At 66.7% G+C, this 1,841-nt stretch carries 2 protein-coding genes; one reads left to right on the top strand and one right to left on the bottom strand.

Annotated elements, in window-relative coordinates:
• Window positions 1–130: 130 nt before the first annotated feature.
• Window positions 131–993, bottom strand: a protein-coding gene (locus ACIRJT_RS38870; RefSeq protein WP_403919374.1) for an IS5 family transposase whose coding sequence is annotated in 2 segments (ribosomal slippage) — window positions 131–642 and window positions 642–993 — 864 coding nt in all. Because the reading frame shifts where the segments join, the coding sequence is not laid out codon by codon here.
• A 35-nt stretch (window positions 994–1,028) separates the two neighbouring features.
• On the opposite strand from ACIRJT_RS38870, the gene ACIRJT_RS38865 reads away from it, so the two are divergent.
• Window positions 1,029–1,658, top strand: a complete 630-nt coding sequence (locus ACIRJT_RS38865; protein WP_403919372.1) for a class I SAM-dependent methyltransferase — start codon at window positions 1,029–1,031, stop codon at window positions 1,656–1,658.
• Window positions 1,659–1,841 lie beyond the last annotated feature (183 nt).

Raw genomic sequence — 1,841 nt, 5'->3', positions numbered from 1 at the left:
GTCGGACAGGATCAACTCGGCCTTCGGCCGCCCAGTACGCGCCACAGACCAAGCCTATACATCTGAACAGAATTCCTGACTCAGAAGACTAGGGCCTGTCTGACAAATGATTACCCCGTGACTCGCGGAGCTAGAGGATCAAGGAAGCCAGGACAACTCCGGCACGGTAGCGGTCGCCGAGCTTGTCGAACCGGGTCGCGATCGCGCGGAACTGCTTGAGGCGGGCGAAGCATCGTTCGACGACGTTGCGGTCGCGGTAGGTGACCTTGTCGAAGGCCGGCGGCCGGCCGCCGAGGGCTCCGCGTCGGCGGCGGTTCGCCGCCTGGTCGCGGCGCTCGGGGATCGTGGCAGCGATGCCCCGGCGCCTCAGCAGATGACGGATGGACCTGCTGGAATACGCCTTGTCACCCAGCACACGGTCCGGTGTCGTGCGCGGGCGGCCCGTGCCGAGGCGCGGGGTGCGGATGCCGTCGAGGACCTGGCCGAACGCCGTCGCGTCGTTGACGGGCGTGAGCACAATCGACAGGGGCAGGCCCCGGCCATCGACGGCGAGATGGACTTTGGTGGTCAGTCCGCCTCGGGAGCGGCCGAGGGCCTGGCGCGCCTGCGAGCGGCCCGGATCTTCCAGTTCGTCCCCGTTCACATCCCCCTTTTGCGGGCGCCGACTGCGTGCTGGTGGGCTCGGTTGATGGTGGAGTCGACGGAGACGGTCCATTCCACCCGGCCCACCGCGTCATCGCGGACCTGAACGTGCTCCAGCAACCGTGCCCAGGTGCCGTCCGCCTCCCAGCGGGCGAACCGCTCGTAGACGGTCTGCCACGGCCCGAACCGGTCGGGAAGATCCCGCCACGGAGCCCCGGTCCGCAGCCGCCACAGCACCCCGTTGACCACCTGCCGGTGATCACGCCACGGACGGCCCCGTCCGTCCACCTGAGGCAAAAGGGGCTCTATCCGCCTCCATGCCGCATCCGTCAACTCACCTCGACCTACCACAAGATCAATTATCGGACCGCTATAGAGTCCTGCCCGTGGCGAATCATCAGGACGAGACCAGGACGGCCTACGACGGTGTCGTCGAGCTGTACGCATCGCTGTTCGCAAACCGGCTGGAAACACAGCCTTTCTCCCGGGCCATGATCGGCACCTTCGCCGAACTGGTGCGCGCGACGGGCAACCTGCGGACAGCGGACGTCGGGTGCGGGCCCGGACATCTGACAGCCATGCTGCACGAACTCGGCCTGGATGCCTTCGGACTGGACCTTGCCCCCGGCATGGTCGACCACGCCCGGCAGGCCCATCCGGCGCTGCGCTTCCAAGAGGCGCGGATGGAATCCCTGCCGATCGAGGACGCCGCGCTCGGCGGCGTACTGGCCCACTACTCGATGATTCACACCCCTCCGGGGGAACTACCGGAGCTGCTCGCCGAACAGGTACGCGTCCTGGCACCGGACGGTCTGCTCCTGGTCTCCTTCTTCGGGACCGACGGACAAGAACCGGTCCGTTTCGACCACAAGGTGGCGCCCGCCTACAGCTGGCCGGTGGATCGCCTCGCCGAACTGCTGGGCGATGCTGGGCTCGATCCCTTCGCCCGGCTGCGCCACGATCCTTCCTCTGATCGGGGCTTCCTCGACGCCCATCTACTGGCCCGCCGTTCGTAGCCACTGCCCAGTCCCCCAGCCGATCGGCGCACCTCCGGATTGCCAGCTCAGCCGAATCTCGCTGATCAGACCGGAATTGTCAGACACCCCCTAGTCTTCTGAGTCAGGAATTCTGTTCAGATGTATAGGCTTGGTCTGTGGCGCGTACTGGGCGGCCGAAGGCCGAGTTGATCCTGTCCGACG

It is taken from the genome of Streptomyces sp. NPDC102283, from assembly GCF_044766265.1.
Lineage (GTDB): Bacteria > Actinomycetota > Actinomycetes > Streptomycetales > Streptomycetaceae > Streptomyces.
This window is presented reverse-complemented; position numbering and strand designations above follow the sequence as displayed.